Origin of the sequence: Rathayibacter sp. VKM Ac-2801 (assembly GCF_009834245.1) — a bacterium.
Classification (GTDB): Bacteria; Actinomycetota; Actinomycetes; order Actinomycetales; family Microbacteriaceae; genus Rathayibacter.
The window spans coordinates 1,883,043-1,898,468 of sequence record NZ_CP047183.1 but is presented as its reverse complement, the minus strand read 5'-3'; the positions used below and the strand labels follow the sequence as shown (position 1 = coordinate 1,898,468).

Sequence of the window (15,426 nt, the reverse complement as noted above, 5' to 3'; positions counted from 1 at the left end):
ACGGTGGCGGTGTGCGTCCGTCGGGCGCCGAGGAGGAGATCATGGGATTCCTGGACCGACTGCTGGGCCGCGACGAGCAGCCCGAGAGCGCACGCCGCTCGACGTACGCGCCGCCGCAGGCCGCGGACCGCAGGCCCGAGTACGGCTCTCCGCCGACGACGTCTCCGCGCAGCGATGACGAACGGGCCATCGAGCGCTACCGCTACCTCCTCCGCACCGCACCGCCCGAGGCGATCGAGCAGGTGCACCGCGAGGCGTTCGAGCAGTTGACCCCTGAGCAGCGCCAGCAGGTCTTCCGCGAGCTCAGCGAGGGCGCTCCGGTCGGCGACGCGCCGAAGGATGACGACCCGCGCACCCTCGCACAGTCCGCCACCCGGAGCGAGCTGCGCCAGCCCGGATTCATGGAGCGGCGCTTCTCCGGCGGCGGCGGCATGGGCTTCGGCGGCGTCCTCGCCTCCTCGATGCTCGGCACGATCGCCGGGTTCGCGATCGGCTCGGCCATCGCGGGTGCGTTCCTTCCCGACGCGGGGGGCGACTACGCGGGCGGTGACGGCGGGGGAGACGCCTCGGCCGACGGCGGAGCGGACGCGAGCGGAGCGGACGCCTCCGGCGCGGACGCCGGTGACGGCGGCGGCTGGGGCGACTCCGGCGGTGGCGACTTCGGAGGCGGCGGCGACTTCGGAGGGGGCGGCGACTTCGGAGGGGGCGGCGACTTCGGGGGCGGCGATTTCGGCTTCTAGCCTCGACGAGAGAGCCCCCGATCACGGAGCGTGGTCGGGGGCCTCTCTCGTTCCGGGCTAGTCCTCGTCGGTCAGCATGGCCTTCACCTGGCGCCGGAGGACCTTGCCGATCATGCTCCTCGGCAGCTCGTCGACGACGGTGATCCGCTTGGGGACTTTGTAGGGGGTCAGCGCCTCCCGGACGGCCCTGCGGGCGGCCGCGACGTCGAGCTGCGCGCCCGGCTCCAGGACGACCGCCGCCGCCACGGCCTCGCCGCTGCGCGGATCGGGCAGGCCGACCACCGCCACCTCCTTGATCTCGGGGAGGCGGAGCAGCACCTCCTCCACCTCGGACGGCGAGACGTTGAAGCCGCCCGTGATCACGAGCTCCTTGATCCGGTCGACGATGCGCACGAAGCCGTCCTCGTCGATCGTCGCGATGTCGCCGGTCCGGAACCAGCCGTCGCCGGTGAAGGTCGCGGCCGTCTCCTCGGGCTTGCGGTGGTAGCCGCGGAACACCTGCGGGCCGCGCACGACCAGCTCGCCCTGCTCGCCGGCCGCCACCTCCGTGTCGGGATCCTCGGGGTCGACGATCCGCACGTCGGTGCCCGGCAGGGGGAGCCCGACCGTCCCGGCGCGTCGGGTCGGACCGACCGGGTTGGCCATCAGGACCGGAGAGGTCTCCGAGAGGCCGTAGCCCTCGACGAGCGTCCCTCCGGTCAGCGCCTCGAACGACTCGACCAGCGCCGGGTCGAGCGGCATCGCGCCGGAGATGGCGATCTCGATGCCGTGGAGGGAGACGCCCCGCTGCTGCGCGCTGCGCGCCAGGCGCTCCGCGATCGGCGGAACGGCCGGCAGGAAGGTGGCGGGGTGCTTCTTGACCACCTTCAGCACCAGCTCAGGGTCGAACTTCGGGAACAGCACCAGGCGCGCGCCCATGCTCATCGCGAAGGTGAGGCAGAGCGTCAGCCCGTAGGCGTGGAACATGGGGAGCACCGCGTAGACCACGCAGTCGCCGCGGCGGACCGTCGGCACCCAGGCGCGCGATTGGGCCGCGTTCGCCGTCAGGTTCGCGTGGGTCAGCTCGGCGCCCTTCGGCGTGCCGGTCGTGCCGCTCGTGTACTGGATGACCGCGAGGTCCTCGGCGACCGGGCGCGGGTGCGCCGCGTCGATCCGCCGCCGCAGCAGCGACTCCCACTCGATCGCGCCGCGGACCGGCCCGGTCAGCGCGGCGCGCGACTCCCGGGCCTTCTTCAGCGGAAGGCGGAGGGCTGCGCGCATCGAGGCGGGCATCGCACGGGTGAGGTCGACGGCGACGACCGTCTCGACGCCGAGATCGGCCGGGAGGTCCTGCACCGTCGGCACGACGCGGTTCCAGGCGATCGCGACACGGGCGCCGTGGTCCTCGAACTGGTGGCGCAGCTCGCGCGGGGTGTAGAGCGGATTGTGCTCCACCACCACCGCGCCGAGCCGGAGGACGGCGTAGAAGGCGACGACGTGCTGCGGGCAGTTCGGGAGGACGAGGGCGACCGGGTCGCCCGCGCGGACGCCCAGGCGGCGGAGGCCCTCGGCGGCCCGCTCCACCTCGTCGGCGAGCTGGGAGTAGCTGGTCGAGCGGCCGAAGAACTCGAGCGCGACCTGGTGGGGATAGCGCTCGGCCGACTCGGTGACGATGTCGACGAGCGAGCCGGTCGGGAGCTCGAGCTCCGTCGGCACGCCGGGAGCGTAGCTGCGGGTCCAGGGGCGGGGCGGGTGGGTGCTCACCCGCCCCACTCTAGGAGGCGGTGCGGGGCTCAGGCTCCCTGGGCGACCGCGTCCTCGATCGGGGTGGGACCGGAGACGATCTCCCACGTCTTCGCGATGGAGGTCGGCTGCGCCAGGGCGGCGATCACCGTGGCGGCGACGTCCGCTCGCGGGATGCTCCCCTTCTCGACGGAGGTGCCGAGCGTGATCGTGCCGGTGCCCTCGTCGTCCGTGAGCCCGCCCGGGCGGAGGATCGTGTAGTCGAGGCCGGAGTCGCGCAGTGCCGCGTCGGCGTCGCGCTTGGCCTCCACGTAGGCCTTCCAGCCCTCCTCCGTGTCCTCGGGCAGCGGCTCGTCCACTCCGATGGCGCTGACCTGCACGAAGTGCTGGACTCCGACGATCGCGGCGGCCTTCTGGCTGAGGACGGACGCCCCCAGGTCGACCGTGCGCTTGCGCTCCGGGCCCGAGTCGGGTCCGGCTCCGGCGGTGAACACCATGCCGTCGACGTGGCCGAGCGCTTCGGCAAAGGCCTCGGGCGTCGTGTCCTCGAGGTCGTGCACGAGCGGCTCACCGCCCAGCCGGACGATGTCCTCGGCGTGATCGGGGTTGCGGATCACTCCGACCGACTCGTGGCCGGCGTCGTAGAGCAGGTGCAGGATCTGCTGCCCCACCTTGCCGTGGGCTCCGATGACGGCGATGCGTGTCATGGATGTTCCTCTCCTCGTCGGGGCGGGTCGCCCCGGGTTCGTGGTCCCCTCCATCCTGCCGCGACGTCCCTGGACGCCCCAGGCCTTGACGGCGCTCGGGCGCCGGCCGTCAGGCGGCCAGGCGGTCGTCGCGTCCGGTGATGGCGAGCAGGCGGCTCTGGAGGGAGGCGGCGTCGTCGACCGGCACCGGCGCGGCGTAGAGGCCGCTCGCTCGCAGGGTCTCCTCCTGGGGTGCGAAGAGCTCCCACACCGCTGCGACGAGCTCCTCGTCGAGCCGCTCATCGCTGCCGGTGGCGCGGGCCAGGTCCCAGGCGTGGACGGTCAGGTCGGCCGTCTGCTCCTGCACCAGCTCGACGACGCTGACGGTGTCGCGCCCCAGCTGCACGGTGGCGACAGGGTCGACAGTGCGGACCGCGATGCGCAGGCGGTCGGTCACGCGGCGCCACTCGCTCCGCAGATCAGTGGCGACGGACTCGAGGCGCAGTGACGACTCGTCGCCGCCCGAGAGGAGCGTGTGCGCGCGCTGCTGCTCGCGGACGACGTGCAGCACCAGCGCGCGCGTGTCCCACTCGGTGTCGGGCGTGGAAGCGGACCAGTCCTCGACGGCGCTCAGCCGGAGCTCGAAGGCGCGGTGGGCGCGGTCCTGCAGATCGAGCCAGCGGCTCATCTCGGCGCCGGCGCCGGTCTCGGTGGCGGTGGGGGAGTCGGGCTGCTCGTGCGTCATGGTCTCTCCGGAGCGTCGTGGTGCTCGGGTCAACCGCGAGGCGTCGGCGCTCATTCCCGGCCGGCCCGGGCGCAGCGGTCGAGCGGCCGATGTCGGTGGTGCGTGCGACCATGTCTGAGGCGCGGGCGAGCAGGACGGAGCGGCGTGAGCGAGCAGGACGGCACCGCATGAGCAAGCAGGACGGCACCGGGCGGCAGGTCACGACCGAGCCCTTCGACGACCCGCGCGCGAGCATCATGCACATCGACATGGACGCGTTCTTCGCCTCCGTCGAGCTGCTCGACCGGCCGGATCTGCGCGGGAGGCCGGTCATCGTCGGCCACCACGGAGCGCGCTCCGTCGTCACGGCGGCGACCTACGAGGCGCGCCGCTACGGCGTCAACTCGGCGATGCCGATGGCGGTCGCCCTCCGCCGCTGCCCGCAGGCCGTGGTCCTCGAGCCGCACATGGAGCGCTACCGCGAGGCCTCCCGCCGCGTGATGGCGATCTTCGACTCCTTCACGCCGCTGGTCGAGCGCCTGAGTATCGACGAGGCGTTCCTCGACGTCGCGGGGGCCCGCCGCATCTCCGGCTCCCCGTTCGCGATCGGCACCGAGATCCGCCGCCGGGTGCACGCCGAGCTCGGGCTGACCTGCTCGGTCGGGATCGCCAGCACCAAGTTCGTCGCCAAGCTCGCCTCGGGCCGCTCCAAGCCCGACGGCCTGCTGGTCGTCCCGGCCGACGGCGTCCGCGAGTTCCTCGATCCGCTGCCCGTGAGCGCGCTGTGGGGAGTCGGCGCGAGCACGGAGGAGGCTCTCGTCCGCCGCGGTCTGCGCACCGTCGCCGACGTCGCGACCACCCCGCTGCCGTCGCTCGTGTCCGCCCTCGGCGAGGCGACCGGGCGGCGCCTGCACGCCCTGGCGAACGGGGCGGATCCGCGGCCGGTCGACACCCGTCAGGTCGAGAAGAGCGCCGGGCACGAGATCACGTTCGCCGACGACGTGGCCGATCCCGAGCTCGTCCGCCGCGAGCTGCTGCGGCTCTGCGACAAGGTCGCCGTGCGGATGCGCCGCTCGGGAGTGCGCTGCCGCACCGTCGCGGTGAAGGTCCGCTTCGGCGACTTCAGCACCCTCACCCGCTCCCGCACGCTCGTCGAGGCGACGGACGTGGCCCGCGTCCTCTACGAGGCCTCCTCCGCGCTGCTCGAGGCGGCCAACCCGATGCGGCGGCCCGTGCGGCTGATCGGCGTGCGCGGCGAGCAGCTGGTCGAGGGCGACGACGTCGCCTTCTCCCTCTGGAGCGACTCCGACGACTGGCGCGACGCGGAGCTCGCGGTCGACGGAGTGGCCGCCCGCTTCGGCTCCGGGGCCGTGCGCCCCGCCTCGCTCCTGTCCCGGTCTGCTCCCGAGTCGGCCAAGGGGATCGACCTCAGCGACACGCTCGCTACGCGGAACCGATCGTCAGACTGATCGGGCGGTGGTCCGAGCCGTTCGGCGGCAGGACCGCGACGGTCGCGGCGGCGACGCCGTCGGCGAGCGCGTGGTCGAGCGAGACGAGCGGCAGCAGCGACGGCCAGGTCGCCGGGAAGCCGACTCCGCCGGTGCGGACGAGGCCCGCCTCCGCCAGCACCGGAGCGAACAGGTGGTCGTCCGTCGGCGTGTTGAAATCGCCGATGACCAGCGTCCGCTCCGACTCGTCGTCGCGGAGGGCGGTGGCCAGGTTCGAGAGCATGGTGTCCCGCTCCTCGTGGTCGCCCGGCCGGAACGAGGCCAGGTGCACCACGAACAAACGCGCGCTGCCGACCGGTGTGTCGACGTCGACGGCGAGCGCGCGCTCCCAGCCCAGACCGAGGTCGAGCGGCTCCTGGGCGGTCAGCTCGGTGCGGCTCCAGACGCCGACGGTGCTCGAGACGGACGAGTACGGGTACTCGTCGGCCAGCTCGGCGTCGACCGCGTCCACGGCGGCTCCGTCGAGCTCCTGCAGCGCGATCACGTCGGGGCCGCGGGCGGCGAGCGAGGCGGCGAGCTCACCCGCGTCGCCGCTGGTCTCGATGTTCTGACTGACGACGGTGAACGAACCGGAGCGCACGGCGGGTGCCGGCAGCGCGACCGGCAGCACCAGCACGCCGTAGACCATCGCCAGCACGGTGACCGCGGCCGCCGTCCGGCGCGACCGGAGGGCCACCGCGGCCGCGATGAGGAGCAGCACGAGCAGCCCGGTCCACGGGATCCCGACCTCGAGGACCGACAGCCAGCCGATCGGATCGGGCAGCGCACGGTGGAAGGCGAGGAAGGCGGCGAGCACGAGGCTCGCGACCGCCACCACGGCCGAGCGCACGGGGCGGCGGCGGGTGCGGGCGGACATCCGTCGATCATGACAGCAGGTCCCCGGAGGTCCATGGACGAGTCCTGTGCGCCCCGGCGGGCCGCTTGTCGCCGCGGAGAGCCGCGGAGTACCGTCGCACCATGCCCAACATCGCAGTCTCCCTGGCCGACACCGTCACCACCGCGGGTACCGCGACGATCTACGGCGAGCCCGTCACCGTCGACGGCGTCTCGCTCGTCCCCGTCGCCCTCCGCTGGTTCGGCTTCGGCGGAGGCAGCGGCTCCGAGGACGGCCAGGAGGGCGGCGGCGGAGGCGGCGGCGCCACGGTCATCCCGATCGGCGCTTACATCAAGGACGACCTCGGCCTGCGGTTCCAGCCGAACGTGATCTCGGTCCTCGCCGTCGGCATCCCCTTCGTGTGGGTGACCGGCAAGGCCCTCGCGCGCATCATCCGCGCCCTCAAGAAGTAGTCGGAGCGGCCCCGCGTCAGCTGGCGCGCTGCTGGCGCGCGGGGTACCACTTCTTCTTCGTCCGGCCGAAGCCGACGATCAGCCGCTCGGCGTCGTCCGGCCGACGGGGGTCGTAGATCACCGCGGCCGGCTCGCCGGCCATCCACGCGTCCCCGCGCTTCAGCGGGTACTTCTGCGCGCGCTTCTCCACACCCTCCGCGGTCCGGTAGACGACCAGGAGCCGACCCAGATCCCGCGCCGAATCGCGGTCGCCGCGCGACGGATCCGGCCCGACGACGCGCGCCGGCACCCGCGTGCCGTAGCTGAGCAGCTCGCGCCGGATCCGCGCACGGCGCTGCCAGAGCAGGGCCTGCAGCAGGACGATCAGCAGCACGGCCAGGACGACGACCACCGACCACGACATGACGTCTATGATTGCCGACGAACACGGGAGTCCGGTGCACCGGGCTGAGAGGAAGGCAGCAGCCTTCGACCGTCGAACCTGATCTGGGTCATGCCAGCGAAGGAACGTTTCGATCTCCTCTTACCAACCCGTGCCCTCCATTCGCTTCCACGAAAGGGCACGTCAGTGCAGAACACGAACGCGCAGAACACGAACGCGCAGAACACGAACGCGCAGAACACGAACGCGCAGAACACGAACGCGCAGAATCCCACCTCCTCCGCCCCGGCCCGGCGCGATCTGCGCTGGCGGGTCGTCGACATCGTGGTGGCGAGCGTCGTCGCCGTCGCGAGCGGGATCGTCTTCTGGGCCTGGGGCCTGGCGACGAACGTCCTCGGCCTCGCCTTCGAGTTCCTGCCGGGGCTCGGCGGTCTCCTCGGCGGCGGCTGGCTCTTCGCCGGCGTCCTCGGCGGCCTGATCATCCGCAAGCCCGGAGCGGCGCTCTACACCGAGCTGGTCGCCGCGGCCGTCTCGGCTCTGATCGGCACTCAGTGGGGCTTCACCGTGCTGATCTCCGGACTCGTGCAGGGACTCGGCGCCGAGATCGTCCTGGCGCTCTTCCTCTACCGCAGCGGCCGTCCGCTCGTCGCGATGCTGGCCGGCGCCGGTGCGGGGCTGGCCCTCGCGATCAACGACCTGCTGTCGTACTACGCCGTCAACGACGCGCTCTTCAAGACCGTCTACGTCGCCTCCTCGATCGTCTCGGGCGCGCTCCTGGCCGGGCTGCTGTCCTGGTTCGCGGTGCGGGGGCTCGCGGCCTCCGGAGCGCTGGACCGCTTCGCCTCGGGGCGCGAGGGCCGAACGGTCGAGGGAGTCGGCGCGGGCGCTCGATGAGCGGCGCCTCCGTCCGGGCGAGGGGCTGGAGCTGGCGGCACGCGGGACGCTCCCGCGACGCCCTCTCCGGCCTCGATCTCGCGCTGGAGCCGGGGGAGCGCGTGCTGCTCCTCGGCCCCTCCGGCGCGGGCAAGAGCACGCTGCTGCACGCCCTGGCCGGCGTCCTCGGCGGGGAGGAGGACGGCTCCGCGGCCGGGGAGCTCGAGATCGACGGAGCGGCACCGCTCACCCGGCGCGGTGTCGCGGGGCTCGTGCTGCAGGATCCGGACACCCAGGCGGTCCTCGCGCGGGTCGGCGACGACGTCGCCTTCGCCTGCGAGAACCTCGGCGTGGCGCGCGAGGAGATCCCCGCGCGCGTGCGGGAGGCGCTCGACGACGTCGGTCTCGACGTGCCGCTCGACCACTCCACCTCGGCGCTCTCGGGCGGGCAGAAGCAGCGGCTCGCCCTGGCGGGAGTCCTCGCCATGCGTCCGCGGCTCCTGCTCCTCGACGAGCCCACCGCCAACCTCGACCCGGACGGCGTCCGCGAGGTGCGGGCGGCGGTCGAGCGCACGGCCGCCCGCACGGGAGCGACGCTGATCGTCGTCGAGCACCGGGTCGACGTCTGGGTCGGCCTCGTCGACCGGGTCGTGGTGCTCGGGAGGGACGGCGCGGTCGTCGCCGACGGCGCTCCGGCGGAGGTCCTCGACCGGGCGCACGACGTGCTCCGCGCCTCCGGCGTCTGGCTGCCGGGTGACACCCCCGCACGGCGCGCAGCGAGCGCGCTGCCGTCGCCCGCCGCCCTGAGCGCGCACGACCTCGCCATCGGCCGGCCCGTCCTCGGGCGGCGCCGCTCGAGTGTCGTGGCCTCCGGGCTCGACCTCGCCGTCGACTCCGCGCGGGCCACGGCCGTGCTGGGACCCAACGGCGCGGGGAAGTCGACCCTCGCGCTCACTCTGGCCGGCCTCCTGGCGCCGGTATCAGGGCGGGTGACCGCCTCCGAGTCGCTCCGCGCCGGTGCGGGCCCCGAGCCGATCCGCTGGACCTCGGCTCAGCTCGCCGGACGGATCGCGATGGTGTTCCAGGAGCCGGAGCACCAGTTCCTCACCGCCCGCGTCCGCGCCGAGCTCGCGCTGGGCGCCCGCGACGAGGCGGAGCGGAGGCGGGCGGAGGACCTCCTGGAGCGTCTCGGCCTCGCGCACCTCGCCGACGCCAACCCGTTCACCCTCTCCGGAGGCGAGAAGCGGCGCCTGGCTGTCGCGTCCGCCCTGACCCGATCGCCGTCCGTGCTCGTCCTCGACGAGCCGACGTTCGGGCAGGACCGCCTGACCTGGGAGGTGCTCGTCGACCTCCTCGCCGAGCAGCGCGACGAGGGAACGGCGGTGCTCGCCGTCACCCACGACGGGGCGCTGGTCGCCGCTCTCGCCGACTCGGTCGTCACCCTCGGCGCCCGTGAGGCGGTGTCGGGATGACGCTCCTCGACTCCGTTCCCGCGCGCAGCCGGATCGCCCGGGCCAACCCGGTCGCCAAGCTCCTCGCCAGCCTGGTGATCGCGTTCGCGCTCCTCCTCACGGTCGACGCGGTCTCCGCAGCGACGGCGCTGGTGCTCGAACTGCTGGTGCTGCCCTTCGCGGGGCTCCGGGCGGGAGAGCTCGTCCGCCGGACAGCGCCCGTCTGGATCGCGGCTCCGCTCGCCGGGCTCTCGACGGTCCTCTACGGGCGCGACAGCGGTGCCGTCTACGCGGAGTTCCTCATCGTCTCGGTCACGGAGGGATCGGTCGCCCTCGGGCTGGCCATCGCGCTGCGCGTCCTGGCGATCGGACTGCCGAGCGTTGTGCTGATCGCCACCACCGACCCGACCGACCTGGCGGACGGCCTCGCGCAGATCCTGCGCCTGCCCTCGCGCTTCGTGCTCGGCGCTCTCGCCGGCATGCGGCTCGTCGGGCTGCTCGTCGACGACTGGCGCACGCTCTCGATGGCCCGCCGGGCCCGCGGGGTCGCCGACGGCCGCGGGCCGGTCGAGGTGCTCCGCAGCCTCGCCTCCCGCACGTTCTCGCTGCTCGTGCTGGCCATCCGCCGGGGGAGCAGGCTCGCGACGGCGATGGAGGCGAAGGGCTTCGGCTCCGGTATCCCGCGCACGTGGGCGCGGCAGTCCCGCCTCGGAGCCGGCGACCTGCTGCTGCTCGCGGGCGGAGTGCTCATCGCGGCCGTCGCCGTGACGGCCTCCGTCGCCACCGGCTCCTGGAGCTTCGTCCTGCATGGCTGAGCGGGTCCTGCCGCTCACGGACAGGACGGCGCGCGACCTCGCCCGCTCCGTGATCGCGCGGCGGCGTCGGACGGTGCTGCTGGACGGACCGAGCGGCTCCGGCAAGTCGACGTTCGCGCGCGCGCTGGTCGAGCACCTCCGTCTCGCGCCGCCGGCACCGTCCGTCGCGCTCGTGCGGATGGACGACCTCTACCCCGGCTGGACGGGCCTGGGCCGGGCGTCGCGGGAGACGGCCGGGACCCTCGTCCGCCCCCACGGCCTCGGCCTCACGGCGCACTGGCGGCCCTGGAACTGGGCCGCGGGGACGACGGCCGGTCGCCGCGTCGTCCGCGAGACCCTCCTGGTGCTGGAGGGCTGCGGGTCGGCCGGCGCCGCCGCCCGCCGTCACGCCGATCTGGTGGTCTGGCTCGAGGCGGACGACGAGGTGCGGCGCACGCGCGCGCTCGACCGCGACGGCGAGCTCTTCGCTCCGCACTGGGACGCCTGGGATCGCGACTTCCGCTCCTACTGCGCGGGGGAGCGACCCCGCGAGCACGCGGACCTCGTGCTGGACACGGGCGGCGGGGGAGCGGTGCGCGGCTGAGGGGTCCTCTCCGAGCGCGGCGACGCGCGGATGCCGGCGACGCGCGGATGCCGGCGGGCGGCTCTCCCTCGGCGGCGGTCAGGCCCAGCCGAGCTCGTGCAGCCGGTCGTCGTCGATGCCGTAGAAGTGGGCGATCTCATGCACGAGGGTGACGTGGATCTCGTCGCGCAGCGCGTCCAGATCCTCGCACACGGCGAGGTGCGGCTCTCGGAACAGCACGATGCGGTCCGGCATCTCGCCGAAGCCGTAGCGCTCGCGCTCGGTGAGGGCGACTCCGTCGTAGTAGCCGAGCAGATCGAGCGTCCCGTCCTCGGGCCGGTCCTCCACCACGAACACGACGTTGTCGAGCCCGTCGACCATGTCGTCCGGGAGCGCGTCGAGCTCGGAGACCACCAGAGCTTCGAAGGCGTCCTCGCCCAGGTCGAGCATCCGGGACCTCTCTCCGTCGGCGACGCTGCAGGTCGCCGGATGTGCGAAGAGGCCCGGAGTCGGAACTCCGGGCCTCTTCCGCTGCATGCACAGCCACTGGGGTGAGTAACGGGGCTCGAACCCGCGACCTCCTAGACCACAACCAGGCGCTCTGCCAACTGAGCTATACCCACCAGGAGCGTGTTCCGCCGGGGTGACCCGCCGAAGCAACTGTACGAGAGTACTACATCCGGGAGGCGAACTCGTCCACGACCGCGGCCGACACGGCCTGCACCTCGGCGGTGCTCGGCCCCGGCTGCTCCACGAACACGGCACGGCGGTAGTACTGCAGCTCGCGGATGCTCTCGAGGATGTCGGCGAGCGCGCGGTGCCCGCCGTGCTTCTTGGGCGCGTTGAAGTAGATGCGCGGGAACCAGCGCCGTGCCAGCTCCTTGATCGTGCTGACGTCGACGTTGCGGTAGTGCAGGTGGCCGTCGAGGCGCGGCATGAACTTCGCGAGGAAGGCGCGGTCGGTGCCGATCGAGTTGCCGGCGAGCGGAGCCTGCTGCTCGGCCGGGACGTGCTTCAGCACGTACTCGAGCACCTCGTACTCCGCCTCCGCGACACTGACGCCGGAAGGGATCTCGACCAGCAGGCCGGAGGTCTCGTGCATCGACCGGACGAAGTCGCCCATGTTCTCGAGCGCGGTCGCGTCGGGCCGGATGACGAGGGAGAGCCCCTCGTCGAGCGGGTTCAGCTCGAAGTCGGTGACGACGACGGCGATCTCGACGAGCTCGTCGACGGAGAGGTCGAGCCCCGTCATCTCGCAGTCGATCCAGACAAGACGGTCGGGGGCGCTACTCATGCCGGGCAGTCTATCGGCGGCCGCCGACACCCGGTCCGGCCGCCCCGCTCCTCCTACACTGGATCCTCGTGATCACGCTCGCCTGCTGCCTCCTGATCGTCAACGCCGTGTGGAACGCGATCGTCTGGCCGCCCTTCCTCCGCCGCGTCCGTAAGGACCCGCGGGCGCGGGACGCGAACGGCCGCGCGACGACCTTCCTCCGCGTGCACACGGTCCTCATCGGCATCTCGCTCGCCCTCGCCGTCGTCTCCCTGGTCGTGGGAGTGCTGGGACTCGTCCGGGGCGCGTAGGCCCGGGCGGGCGCGGCCCCCGCGCTTCGGTATCGTGGTCGAGTCCGCCCCCGTAGCTCAGCGGATAGAGCAGGAGCCTTCTAATCTCTTGGTCGCAGGTTCGATTCCTGCCGGGGGCACCATCGAGATCCTCGCCGGGGGCACCATCGGGTCGGAAGCGCGTCGGTCGCCGCCCCGCGGCCTCCTCCGCGGCCGCGGGTGGCTCACCGACGACGTGTCGCCCTCGTCTCCGGACCGTGTCGCGGCTGCGCCTCGAGCGGCACGACACGCCTTCGGGGGTGAGGTCGGGGGCCAGCGGGGTTTTCCTCCGCCCGGGTGCCCCTCGGACGAGGACTCGCGGTCACTGCACCAGTAACACACCGGCAAATCGGAGGCAACACCGGCGTGTTTCCCACCCGATGTCGTTTGAGTGTCGTTCAGGCACCTAGTCTTGGGGTGTCCGGAATTACAACGACGTAACGAACGGAGGTACGACCATGCTGCTCCTCGCCATCCTCGGTGGAATCGCCGTCGCGTGGACGATCGTCGCGGCGCCCCTCGCCGTACTGGTCGGCCGAGTCGCCCGTGCACGAGATGCACACAGCTAGTCAGTACACGCACCGCCCGCACCACGGAGAAGGCCCCGATCGCACTCGCGATCGGGGCCTTCTTCTCGTGGTCGGTCGGGGACGCTCAGATCGAGCTGCGCTCCTCGCGGCGGTCGTCGTCCGAGGCGGGCCGCTCGAACCGCGCTTCGTCCGCCCGGACGACGTCCTCGTCGTCGGCCGGCACGTCGTCGCGGTCGCCCTCGGCCGGAGCCGACGGCGTCGCGTCGTGCTCCGCGTCCGGCTGCGGCTCCGCGGAAGGAGCCGATCGCTGCGGGTCGACGGGCGGAAGCTCCTCGACGGGGCGCTCGCGCGAGGGCACCTCCAGGCGGTCGACGTCGGCGAGGAGGCGGCGGGTCTCCTCCTGCGAGGCGTCCCCGGCCGATGCAGGGAGGACGATCGTGGGCGTCTGCGCGGCGGCCGCGCCGGAGCCGGAGCCCGCACCGACGACGACCGGAGCGACGGCGGCGGGCGCGGAGGCCGGGGGAGCGGTGCGCTCCGGCGTGGAGTCGCCGCTGCTCGCCGCACGATCGGACGACGACGCGGACTCGGCGGAGCGGTCGCGACCGGTCTCCGAGAAGCGCCAGCGCTCGAGGTCGGCGAGGAACGCCTTCCGGGCGCGCCCGGGCTTGTCCCGCCACTGCACGAGGCGGTCGCGGAACTCGCCCACGCTCGCCTGCGTCTGATAGCCGCCGGTGCTCGAGGTGTGCTTCAGCTCCGCGAGCTCGTGCGCGGCCCAGTTGGCCGCGACCCCGGAGCCCTTGACGGGGAGCAGGCGCAGGTGCGTCTCGGCCTGCGCGGACGCGCGGTCGCTGAGGACGCGCTCCGGGCTGCTGAGGACGTTCCAGGCGGAGGCGTCGACCGCGGCGTCGACGAGCGTCGCGATGACCGCGTTCTTCCGCTCGTGATCCTGCTGTTGGATCAGGCGCGCGATGGACGCACGGAAGACGGAGCCGATCACGATCGCTCCGACCACCACGGCCAGCAGGACCACAGCGGCCGTGAAGACCGCCTGGTGCCCGTCGCTCGTGCGGATCCAGGACATGAACTCGTTCCACCACTGCATGGGGCGAACGCTATCCGGGGCGGTCGCCGCGGCCCGGTCGGCACGCCGCCGACCGGCCGGATCGGCGCGTCAGGCGACGCGGAAGACCTCGATCGCGTCGTCGACGCTCCAGAACTCGCCGAGCTCGGCGCCGGCAGGCATGCCCGCCCGCAGCAGCCGGGCGCGGTACCGCTCGCCGAGCGGATCCTCGACCAGCTCGATGTGGCCGACGACGGCGCCCGAGCCGGTGCTCACGCGCCACAGCCGGGCGTTGACCCGGGTGAGCGTCGGCGGGGTGCGGGTGGCGTGCAGCGTGGACAGGGACATCGGTTCCTCCTGCTCGAGTCTCGGAGCACCCACCGGCCGAGTGCTGTCGCAGACTACGGCCGACCACCGACATCCCCGCCGAGGCGTCAGCGCAGGGTCGTGCCGTGCACCGCGAACTCCTCGATCGCGTCGATCTCCTCCTGCGAGAGGGGGCCGGCGTCCAGCGCGGCGACGTTCTGCTCGAGCTGCGCGACGCTCGACGCGCCGATGATGGCGCTCGTGACGGTGGGCACCCGGAGCACCCAGCTCAAGGCGAGCTGGGCCAGCGACTGGCCGCGCTGCTGCGCGATCGCGTTCAGGCCGCGGGCCCGGGTGAGGTACGCCTCGTCGATCCGGTCGGAGGAGAGGAAGCGCGACGTCGCCGCGCGCGACCCCTCCGGCACGGTGCCGTCGAGGTAGCGGTCCGTCAGGAGCCCCTGCGCCAGCGGCGAGAAGACGATGCAGCCGGTGCCGAGCTCGTCGAGCACCGGGAAGAGGCCGTCCTCGGGTCCCCGGTCGAAGAGCGAGTAGCGGGGCTGGTGCAGGAGGAGCGGGACTCCGCTGCCCGCCAGTGCCGCCTGCGCGGCCCGGGTCTGCTCGGGCGAGTAGTTGGAGATGCCGGCGTAGAGCGCCTTGCCCGACTCCACCGCCGAGACGAGAGCGCCCATGGTCTCCTCGATCGGAGTCTCCGGGTCCGGCCGGTGCGAGTAGAAGACGTCGACGTAGTCGACGCCGATCCGCTGCAGGCTCTGGTCGAGCGAGGAGAGCAGGTACTTGCGCGAGCCGCCGTCCCCGTACGGGCCGGGCCACATGTCGTACCCGGCCTTGGACGAGATGACGATCTCGTCGCGGTACGGGCGGAGGTCCTCCGCGAGGATGCGGCCGAAGGCCGTCTCGGCGGCGCCGTAGGGCGGTCCGTAGTTGTTCGCGAGGTCGAAGTGGGTGACGCCCAGGTCGAACGCGCGGCGGAGGATCGCGCGCTGCGTGTCGAGGGAGCGGTCGGATCCGAAGTTGTGCCAGAGGCCCAGCGACAGGGCGGGCAGCAGCAGACCGCTCCGTCCGGTGCGTCGGTAGTCCATGCGGTCGTAGCGGGCGGGGGCGGCGTCGTAGCTCACGCGGCGACTCTATTGCAGGGGGAGGATCCGCGGAATGCAGGG

General features: G+C 73.0%; 18 protein-coding genes, 2 tRNA genes and 1 riboswitch. Of the genes, 9 read left to right on the top strand and 11 right to left on the bottom strand.

Annotated features, from left to right (window positions below):
• The first annotated feature begins 41 nt into the window (after positions 1-41).
• The gene (locus GSU45_RS08740) at positions 42-740 is read left to right on the top strand and encodes a hypothetical protein (RefSeq protein ID WP_159914279.1); all 699 of its coding nucleotides are present in this window, start codon (positions 42-44) and stop codon (positions 738-740) included.
• A 57-nt stretch (positions 741-797) separates the two neighbouring features.
• On the opposite strand, the gene GSU45_RS08735 is transcribed toward GSU45_RS08740, so the two are convergent.
• The 3 genes from GSU45_RS08735 to GSU45_RS08725 form a co-directional block, all read right to left on the bottom strand.
• The gene (locus GSU45_RS08735; RefSeq protein ID WP_159914277.1) at positions 798-2,483 is read right to left on the bottom strand and encodes a long-chain-fatty-acid--CoA ligase; all 1,686 of its coding nucleotides are present in this window, start codon (positions 2,481-2,483) and stop codon (positions 798-800) included.
• A gap of 29 nt (positions 2,484-2,512) precedes the next feature.
• The gene (locus tag GSU45_RS08730; RefSeq protein ID WP_104223727.1) at positions 2,513-3,169 is read right to left on the bottom strand and encodes an SDR family oxidoreductase; all 657 of its coding nucleotides are present in this window, start codon (positions 3,167-3,169) and stop codon (positions 2,513-2,515) included.
• Positions 3,170-3,278: 109 nt separating this feature from the next.
• Positions 3,279-3,893, bottom strand: a complete 615-nt coding sequence (locus tag GSU45_RS08725) for a TIGR03086 family metal-binding protein (protein WP_244248066.1) — start codon at positions 3,891-3,893, stop codon at positions 3,279-3,281.
• Between the two features lie 167 nt (positions 3,894-4,060).
• Here GSU45_RS08725 and dinB point away from each other — a divergent pair, with 167 nt between their 5' ends.
• Positions 4,061-5,341 (top strand): DNA polymerase IV, encoded by a 1,281-nt coding sequence (gene dinB, locus GSU45_RS08720; RefSeq protein WP_159914275.1) that lies wholly within the window; start codon positions 4,061-4,063, stop codon positions 5,339-5,341.
• Here the strand turns inward: dinB and GSU45_RS08715 are convergent.
• Positions 5,316-6,236 (bottom strand): endonuclease/exonuclease/phosphatase family protein, encoded by a 921-nt coding sequence (locus tag GSU45_RS08715; RefSeq protein ID WP_159914273.1) that lies wholly within the window; start codon positions 6,234-6,236, stop codon positions 5,316-5,318. The genes dinB and GSU45_RS08715 overlap by 26 nt on opposite strands.
• 101 nt (positions 6,237-6,337) lie before the next feature.
• On the opposite strand from GSU45_RS08715, the gene GSU45_RS08710 reads away from it, so the two are divergent.
• On the top strand, positions 6,338-6,667 hold the full coding sequence (locus GSU45_RS08710; RefSeq protein ID WP_104223724.1) for a hypothetical protein: 330 nt from the start codon (positions 6,338-6,340) through the stop codon (positions 6,665-6,667).
• Between the two features lie 16 nt (positions 6,668-6,683).
• On the opposite strand, the gene GSU45_RS08705 is transcribed toward GSU45_RS08710, so the two are convergent.
• Positions 6,684-7,070, bottom strand: coding sequence for a DUF3592 domain-containing protein (locus tag GSU45_RS08705; RefSeq protein WP_104276026.1), 387 nt, complete (start codon positions 7,068-7,070; stop codon positions 6,684-6,686).
• Between the two features lie 14 nt (positions 7,071-7,084).
• A riboswitch (TPP riboswitch) is annotated at positions 7,085-7,192 on the top strand.
• A gap of 157 nt (positions 7,193-7,349) precedes the next feature.
• On the opposite strand from GSU45_RS08705, the gene GSU45_RS08700 reads away from it, so the two are divergent.
• From GSU45_RS08700 to GSU45_RS08685, 4 genes are read left to right on the top strand one after another with little or no spacing between them, the layout of a single operon-like run.
• Complete coding sequence (locus tag GSU45_RS08700; protein ID WP_244248289.1) at positions 7,350-7,943, top strand: ECF transporter S component; 594 nt, start codon at positions 7,350-7,352, stop codon at positions 7,941-7,943.
• A complete protein-coding gene (locus tag GSU45_RS08695) occupies positions 7,940-9,394 on the top strand; it encodes an ATP-binding cassette domain-containing protein (protein WP_159914269.1) in 1,455 nt (484 codons plus the stop codon). Before GSU45_RS08700 ends, GSU45_RS08695 begins: the two co-directional genes overlap by 4 nt.
• Positions 9,391-10,188: an energy-coupling factor transporter transmembrane component T gene (locus GSU45_RS08690; protein WP_159914267.1), complete on the top strand. Its 798-nt coding sequence runs from the start codon at positions 9,391-9,393 to the stop codon at positions 10,186-10,188. Before GSU45_RS08695 ends, GSU45_RS08690 begins: the two co-directional genes overlap by 4 nt.
• Positions 10,181-10,771 carry an ATP-binding protein gene (locus GSU45_RS08685; RefSeq protein ID WP_208543418.1) on the top strand — a complete coding sequence of 197 codons (591 nt, stop codon included), beginning with the start codon at positions 10,181-10,183 and terminating at the stop codon, positions 10,769-10,771. The genes GSU45_RS08690 and GSU45_RS08685 overlap by 8 nt, the downstream gene beginning before the upstream one ends.
• A 78-nt stretch (positions 10,772-10,849) precedes the next feature.
• Here GSU45_RS08685 and GSU45_RS08680 read toward each other — a convergent pair whose 3' ends face one another.
• The 3 genes from GSU45_RS08680 to orn all read right to left on the bottom strand — a co-directional run bounded on the left by GSU45_RS08680 (position 10,850) and on the right by orn (position 12,044).
• The gene (locus tag GSU45_RS08680; RefSeq protein WP_159914265.1) at positions 10,850-11,200 is read right to left on the bottom strand and encodes a metallopeptidase family protein; all 351 of its coding nucleotides are present in this window, start codon (positions 11,198-11,200) and stop codon (positions 10,850-10,852) included.
• Between the two features lie 97 nt (positions 11,201-11,297).
• Positions 11,298-11,373, bottom strand: a tRNA-His gene (locus tag GSU45_RS08675).
• A gap of 50 nt (positions 11,374-11,423) precedes the next feature.
• Positions 11,424-12,044: an oligoribonuclease gene (orn, locus tag GSU45_RS08670; RefSeq protein ID WP_104223718.1), complete on the bottom strand. Its 621-nt coding sequence runs from the start codon at positions 12,042-12,044 to the stop codon at positions 11,424-11,426.
• Positions 12,045-12,112: 68 nt separating this feature from the next.
• Here orn and GSU45_RS08665 point away from each other — a divergent pair, with 68 nt between their 5' ends.
• Together GSU45_RS08665 and GSU45_RS08660 are read left to right on the top strand one after the other, a co-directional pair.
• Positions 12,113-12,334, top strand: a complete 222-nt coding sequence (locus tag GSU45_RS08665; RefSeq protein ID WP_159914263.1) for a hypothetical protein — start codon at positions 12,113-12,115, stop codon at positions 12,332-12,334.
• Between the two features lie 46 nt (positions 12,335-12,380).
• Positions 12,381-12,456: transfer RNA gene (locus tag GSU45_RS08660), tRNA-Arg, on the top strand.
• A 550-nt stretch (positions 12,457-13,006) separates the two neighbouring features.
• Here GSU45_RS08660 and GSU45_RS08655 read toward each other — a convergent pair.
• From GSU45_RS08655 to GSU45_RS08645, 3 genes are all read right to left on the bottom strand, one after another.
• Positions 13,007-13,984: a hypothetical protein gene (locus GSU45_RS08655; RefSeq protein ID WP_159914261.1), complete on the bottom strand. Its 978-nt coding sequence runs from the start codon at positions 13,982-13,984 to the stop codon at positions 13,007-13,009.
• A 69-nt stretch (positions 13,985-14,053) separates the two neighbouring features.
• Positions 14,054-14,290, bottom strand: coding sequence for a hypothetical protein (locus tag GSU45_RS08650; protein ID WP_104223715.1), 237 nt, complete (start codon positions 14,288-14,290; stop codon positions 14,054-14,056).
• An 86-nt stretch (positions 14,291-14,376) separates the two neighbouring features.
• Positions 14,377-15,384: an aldo/keto reductase gene (locus GSU45_RS08645; protein ID WP_104223714.1), complete on the bottom strand. Its 1,008-nt coding sequence runs from the start codon at positions 15,382-15,384 to the stop codon at positions 14,377-14,379.
• Positions 15,385-15,426 lie beyond the last annotated feature (42 nt).

Coding starts and splice junctions, on each gene's coding strand:
- GSU45_RS08740 (WP_159914279.1), top strand. CDS start 42: ATGGGATTCCTGGACCGACTGCTGGGCCGCGACGAGCAGCCCGAGAGC.
- GSU45_RS08730 (WP_104223727.1), bottom strand. CDS start 3,169: ATGACACGCATCGCCGTCATCGGAGCCCACGGCAAGGTGGGGCAGCAG.
- GSU45_RS08725 (WP_244248066.1), bottom strand. CDS start 3,893: ATGACGCACGAGCAGCCCGACTCCCCCACCGCCACCGAGACCGGCGCC.
- dinB (WP_159914275.1), top strand. CDS start 4,061: ATGAGCAAGCAGGACGGCACCGGGCGGCAGGTCACGACCGAGCCCTTC.
- GSU45_RS08715 (WP_159914273.1), bottom strand. CDS start 6,236: ATGTCCGCCCGCACCCGCCGCCGCCCCGTGCGCTCGGCCGTGGTGGCG.
- GSU45_RS08710 (WP_104223724.1), top strand. CDS start 6,338: ATGCCCAACATCGCAGTCTCCCTGGCCGACACCGTCACCACCGCGGGT.
- GSU45_RS08705 (WP_104276026.1), bottom strand. CDS start 7,070: ATGTCGTGGTCGGTGGTCGTCGTCCTGGCCGTGCTGCTGATCGTCCTG.
- GSU45_RS08695 (WP_159914269.1), top strand. CDS start 7,940: ATGAGCGGCGCCTCCGTCCGGGCGAGGGGCTGGAGCTGGCGGCACGCG.
- GSU45_RS08690 (WP_159914267.1), top strand. CDS start 9,391: ATGACGCTCCTCGACTCCGTTCCCGCGCGCAGCCGGATCGCCCGGGCC.
- GSU45_RS08685 (WP_208543418.1), top strand. CDS start 10,181: ATGGCTGAGCGGGTCCTGCCGCTCACGGACAGGACGGCGCGCGACCTC.
- GSU45_RS08680 (WP_159914265.1), bottom strand. CDS start 11,200: ATGCTCGACCTGGGCGAGGACGCCTTCGAAGCTCTGGTGGTCTCCGAG.
- orn (WP_104223718.1), bottom strand. CDS start 12,044: ATGAGTAGCGCCCCCGACCGTCTTGTCTGGATCGACTGCGAGATGACG.
- GSU45_RS08655 (WP_159914261.1), bottom strand. CDS start 13,984: ATGCAGTGGTGGAACGAGTTCATGTCCTGGATCCGCACGAGCGACGGG.
- GSU45_RS08650 (WP_104223715.1), bottom strand. CDS start 14,290: ATGTCCCTGTCCACGCTGCACGCCACCCGCACCCCGCCGACGCTCACC.